The sequence below is a fragment of the Mesorhizobium sp. M7A.F.Ca.AU.001.01.1.1 genome (assembly GCF_004022735.1).
Lineage (GTDB): Bacteria > Pseudomonadota > Alphaproteobacteria > Rhizobiales > Rhizobiaceae > Mesorhizobium > Mesorhizobium ciceri.
In genome coordinates, this window is sequence record NZ_RZPF01000453.1 from 1 (window position 1) to 5,479 (window position 5,479).

The window sequence follows — 5,479 nt, forward strand, 5'->3', positions numbered from 1 at the left end:
GGCCCTGCACCGGGCCGACCAGCGGGTTGCCGTCCAGCGCGAAGGTGAAGGGGCCGTTGATGATCTGCTTGATGCCGGCCTTTTCGATGCCGGGGAAATGCTTGAAGCCGATTTCCAGCGACGGCGCGATGCGGTCGAGGTCCGGCGGCAGCAATTCGTGGCCGAAATCCCATGGCGTGTTGACCGGCGACCACGGCTTGCAGGCCTTCTCGTAGGTGCCGAGCAGGATGCCGTTGCGCTCCTGGCGGGTGTAGATCTCGCCCTTGAAGTCGAGCACGCCGATCATTTCGCGGCCGGTCGATTTGTTGAATTCCTCGACCTCCGGCATCGGCTCGGTGAGCAGATACATATGTTCCATGGCCAGAACCGGCAGTTCGACGCCGACCATGCGGCCGATCTCGCGCGCCCACAGGCCGCCGCAATTGACGACATGCTCGGCCTTCACCGTGCCCTGTTCGGTGACGACATTCCAGGTGCCGTCGACCTCCTGCGTCAATTCCACGACGCGGTTGCGCAGCACGATCTCGGCGCCGAGTTTTTTCGCCGCCTTTGAATAGGCGATGGTGGTGCCGGACGGGTCGAGATGGCCTTCGACCGGATCCCACATGGCGCCGACGAAATTGGTCTCGTCCATCAGCGGGAACATCGCCTTGGCTTCGGAAGGGGTGATCAGCTCTGTGTCCATGCCGAGATAGCGGCCCTTGGCGTGGGCAAGGCGCAGGAAGTCCATGCGCTCGGGCGTATCGGCCATCATCACGCCGCCGGTCAAATGCAGCGAGCAGGACTGGCCGGATATCTCCTCGATCTCCTTGTAGAGCTGCACCGTATAGGCCTGCAGCTTGGCGACGTTGGGGTCGCCGTTCAGCGTGTGGAAGCCGCCCGCCGCGTGCCAGGACGAGCCGGATGTGAGTTCAGAGCGCTCGATCAGCATGATGTCGGTCCAGCCGGCTTTGGCCAGGTGGTAGAGAACCGAGCAGCCGACGACGCCGCCGCCGATGACAACCGCTTTTACGTGTGATTTCATCTGGATAGGTCCGTGTTTGAAGAGATTGAATCGGGTGAGCGGGGTGTGAAAACAAAGCGGAGATCGGATGCGGCCGTGTTCTCGGCCAGGCTGCCATCAAGCGCGGCGAGGATGGTTTCACAGGCCGGAGTACGATGTTTCAGGACGTCATGGTTCCAAACACGCAGGATCGAATAGCCCTGGGCACGCATGAAATCGTCGCGGCGGCGGTCATATGAGCTGCCGGCGTGTTGGTGTCCGTCGACTTCCACGACAAGCCAATTTTTGCGGCAAGCGAAGTCCGCGTAGTATGGTCCGATAGAGAACTGTCGCGTGAACTTGTAGCCGCCAAGCTTGCGGGCCTTTAACTCAAGCCAAAGCAGCGCTTCGGCCTGGTTGTCACCTTGCCTGAGTTTTCTGGCTCGCTGGGTAGTGCCCGTTTTGCGACGGCTACGGGTTTCATGAGCGCCTTCCCCCACTCCGTCGCCGCTTCGCGACGCCACCTCTCCCCCCTCCGGAGGGAGAGGAAGGGTGCCAGCGTGCATAAGCTCGCGCCTTTCCTCTCCCCCGTCGATCGGGGGAGAGGTGTCGAGCGCAGCTCGACGGAGTGGGGGTCGACCGTTCATCAACAATACTGCCGATCAAAAATCGGTCGGCGCGCCGCCTTCGGACCGGCGCTTGGCGACGAAGGCGTTGAGTTCCTCGCGGATGGCCGGGTCCATGTAGGGCTCCTCATAGGACGCCAGCCGCTCCTTCCAGACCTTGTTGGCCTTTTCGAGCGCCGTCGGCGAGCCGGCTTCCGCCCAGGTCTCGTAATTGCGCCAGTCGGAGAGGATCGGCGAGTAGAAGGCGGTCTTGTAGCGGTCCTGCGTGTGCTGGGTGCCGAAGAAATGGCCCCCGGGGCCGACCGACTGGATGGCGTCGAAGCCGAGTGCCTCTTCGGAAAGGTCGAGCGGGGTCAGGAATTCGGCCACCATCTGCAGCAGGTCGATGTCCAGAATGGTCTTCTCGTAGGAGCAGCGCAGGCCGCCTTCGAGCCAGCCGGCGGCATGCATCATCAGGTTGCCGCCGCCCTGGATGGCGCCCCACAACGAGAACACGCTTTCATAAGCCGCCTGCGCGTCGACCGTGTTGGCGGCGCAGGTGTTGGAGGTGCGGTAGGGGATGTTGTAGCGGCGGGCAAGCTGGCCGCCGACGAGCTGCGCCTTCATGTATTCCGGCGTGCCGAACGCCGGTGAACCGGACTTCATGTCGACATTGGAGGTGAAGCCGCCATATCCGACGGGGGCGCCCTTGCGCACCATCTGGGCGAAGGCGATGCCGGCAAGCGCCTCCGCGTTCTGCTGCACCAGTGCGCCGGCGATGGTGACAGGCGCCATCGCACCCGACAGGGTAAACGGCGTCACGACGACGACCTGGCCCTTGCTCGACATCTGGATGATGCCTTCCATCATCGGCACATCGAGTTTCAGCGGCGAATTGGTGTTGATGATGGTGAAGACGGACGGCTCTTCGAGCATCTGCTCGTGGCTGATGCCGCGCGCGATCCTGGCGATCTCGATGCCGTCGACATTGCGCTCCTTGCCGAGCGAATAGATGTGGAACACCTTGTCGGTGAGCACGCTGAGATCGCGGATGCATTCGAGATGGCGGACGGATGGATGGATATCGGTCGGCTCGACCGGGTAGCCGCCCGTGCAGTTCAGAATGTTGTGCATCTGCGCGAGCTTGAGGAAGTTGCGGTAGTCCTGCTGGTTGCCGGGCCGGCGGCCGCGATCGATGTCGGAGCAATTGGGCGCCGACGCCATCATCGAGACGATCACATTGTTGCCGCCGAAGCGCACATTGTGCGCAGGATTGCGGGCATGGATGGTGAATTCCGACGGGCAGTGCGACACCAGGTCGAGGATCATGTCGCTGTCGAAGCGCACCCGCTCTGAGCCGTCACGCACGTCGGCGCCATGCGCCTTCATGATGCTGCGGGCCTCATCATGCAGCACGTCGACGCCGATTTCCCGCAGCACGCGCAGGGAAGCGAGGTGAATCGATTCCAGCTCGTCGTCGGACACCAGCCTGGTTGGCGCCAGCGGGTTCTTCAACTGGCGAAAAGCCGGCTGCTCGAACGCGGCTGAGCCGCCGGCGCGCTTTCCAGCGCGGCCGCCGCGACGGGCGCGGTCGGTGGCCAATGCCGGTTCTGAGGGTTGTAGGGCGGCGGTCATGATGGTCCTCGTGGGATGCGATAGCGGGCGGCATAATGGACCGGCGGCTGTCCGGCCATTGCGGAGGCGACGACCACTAGGGCGAGGGAAGCGACATGCCGGAACGGCAGGTGCCCGGCCGCGACATCGGCTTGATCAGGTTGCCGCGTTGGAGCAAGCGGATTTCGGTGGCCGGCCCTTTCCTTCCGGGGATCGAACCGATAGCTACTTGGCTTGCCGGCCTGATGGCCAGCAGTTCATCTGGATGGCAGCATGGTCGCGACCGGCTCGAGCGAAGGCGAAGCAGGAACGCAATGGGCAGCGCTTGCCGGCGTCACCGCGGCACTTGCCATGTTTGGCGCCGCGCAAGGGCTGAGCTCGCCGCTGTTCACATTGCTGATGCAGAAGCAAGGCATGTCGCCGGCGCTGATCGGCCTGTCGGCGGCGATGATGCCGCTCGGGCTGATCCTGTCGGCTTCCTTCGTGCCGGCGGCGGTGCGGCTGGTCGGCGGGCGCAACCTGGCGGTCGGCTGCTCGCTGATCGGCGCGCTCTGCTTCCTGGGCATCGGCTATCTGCAGGACTGGGTGGCGTGGTTCGTCATCCGCTTCATCATCGGCGTGGTCATCAATCCGCTTTATATCCTTGGCGAGGTGTGGGCGCTGTCGCTGGCACCGCCGTCGCGGCGCGGCCGGGTGATGGGCGTGTTCAACACGCTGATGGGCGCCGGTTATGCCGCCGGACCATTCGCGCTGACCCTGCTCGGTACGTCGGGCTGGGCGCCTTTCATGGTCGGCGTCGCCGGCTTCGCGCTCTGCGCGGTGATCCTGCACGCCGTCTCGTCAAAGCTCACCGGCTTCGAGGATGACGGCCAGCCTGCCAGCGGCCTTGTCGGGTTTGCCAAAATGGCGCCGGCGCTGCTGCTTGCCGTGCTTGTCTCGGCGGCGGTCCAGCAGAGCACCTATGCGCTGGTCCCGGTCTTCGGCGCCAGCTATGGCCTGGCGGAAGCCGTTCTGGCCTCGCTGGTGATGGCGCTTTCCCTCGGCAACATCCTGCTGCAGATACCACTCGGCCTTCTGGCGGAGCGTTTTGGCGGCCGCGCCATGATCATCGTCTGCGCACTGGCAACAACCGTTTGCGCGCTTTTGCTGCCTCTGCTGATCACAACGCCGTTGATCTGGGTGGTGCTGCTGGTGATGGGCGCGGTCGGTTACGGCGTCTACACCATGGCATTGGTCGAACTCGGCAGCCGGTTCAAGGGCTCTGTGCTGGTCGCCGGCAACGCTGCCTTTGCGCTGATGTGGGGCGTTGGTGGCATCGTCGGCCCACCCGGTGCGGGCCTGCTCATGCAAGGCATCGGCCCACTTGGGCTGCCGGTGGTTATTGCCGCTCTCGACGCGGTGCTGGTGATGTTCGCGCTGTACCGCTCATCCATGCGCCGAGCTTCCTGATAAGCCCAACCTCCTGACAGGCCCAACCTCCTGACAGGCCCAGCCTCCTGACAGGCACTGTCTGGAGCAAGCAGTTTTCGCCCGCCAGGGGCTTACCTCTGCGCAACTCAATCGCTAATCCTGCAGCCCGACAGCGGTGCGTACATGAATTTGGTTGAATCGAACAAGGACGAGACGATGCAATGGGCGGCGATCACCGGTGTGATCGCGACCGTCTCGGTGTTCGCCATCGCGCAAGGGTTGTCCTATCCGCTGCTGAGTTTCATCCTGCAGCGCCAGGGCGTTTCGCCAGCGATGATCGGCTTGTCGGCGGCCATGACGCCGATTGGCTTCATTCTGTTATCGCCGTTGATCCCGGCGCTGGCCCGCCGATTCGGGGCAGGGCGCACCGCGCTCACCTGTGCGGCCCTTTCGGCTGTCGTGCTGGCGCTGATCGGCTGGACGCAAAATGTCTATTTGTGGTTTCCCCTGCGCTTCCTGATCGGCGTCGTGACCAATCCGCTCTATGTGCTGAGCGAGATCTGGGTGATCGCGCTGGCACCGCCGGCCCGACGCGGCCGCGTCATGGGTGTCTATTCGACGATCATCTCGGCCGGTTTCGCGACCGGGCCACTGTGCCTGCTTGCAGTCGGCACTGAGGGCTGGCCGCCCTTCCTCGTCGGCATTTTCGCCTTCGTGCTGTGTGGCATTTGCCTGGCCTCGGTGCTGCCGCGTTTGCCCAAGGTCGACGAGGCCGGGCACCAGGTTTCCGTCCTGGGTTTCGTGCCGCTGGCGTGGCTGCTTTTGTTCGCCGTCATAGTCGCCGCCGGCTTCGAACAGGGTGCGCTGG

5 protein-coding genes are annotated in these 5,479 nt (G+C 64.0%); 2 read left to right on the forward strand and 3 right to left on the reverse strand.

The features are described from left to right. The 3 genes from EN884_RS24000 to EN884_RS24010 all read right to left on the reverse strand — a co-directional run. On the reverse strand, nucleotides 1–1,024 hold a 1,024-nt coding region (locus tag EN884_RS24000; RefSeq protein ID WP_164749448.1), incomplete at its 3' end, for an FAD-binding oxidoreductase. Next, nucleotides 1,021–1,506 carry a DUF559 domain-containing protein gene (locus EN884_RS24005; RefSeq protein WP_127224122.1) on the reverse strand — a complete coding sequence of 162 codons (486 nt, stop codon included), beginning with the start codon at nucleotides 1,504–1,506 and terminating at the stop codon, nucleotides 1,021–1,023. The genes EN884_RS24005 and EN884_RS24000, both read right to left, overlap by 4 nt. Nucleotides 1,507–1,644: 138 nt before the next feature. Next, nucleotides 1,645–3,222 carry a trimethylamine methyltransferase family protein gene (locus tag EN884_RS24010; RefSeq protein WP_024501293.1) on the reverse strand — a complete coding sequence of 526 codons (1,578 nt, stop codon included), beginning with the start codon at nucleotides 3,220–3,222 and terminating at the stop codon, nucleotides 1,645–1,647. Between the two features lie 252 nt (nucleotides 3,223–3,474). On the opposite strand from EN884_RS24010, the gene EN884_RS24015 reads away from it, so the two are divergent. Together EN884_RS24015 and EN884_RS24020 are read left to right on the forward strand one after the other, a co-directional pair. After that, nucleotides 3,475–4,650, forward strand: coding sequence for an MFS transporter (locus tag EN884_RS24015; protein WP_027160489.1), 1,176 nt, complete (start codon nucleotides 3,475–3,477; stop codon nucleotides 4,648–4,650). Nucleotides 4,651–4,794: 144 nt separating this feature from the next. Further along, nucleotides 4,795–5,479 (forward strand): MFS transporter (locus EN884_RS24020; RefSeq protein WP_164895126.1); only part of this gene is annotated, 685 nt, incomplete at its 3' end.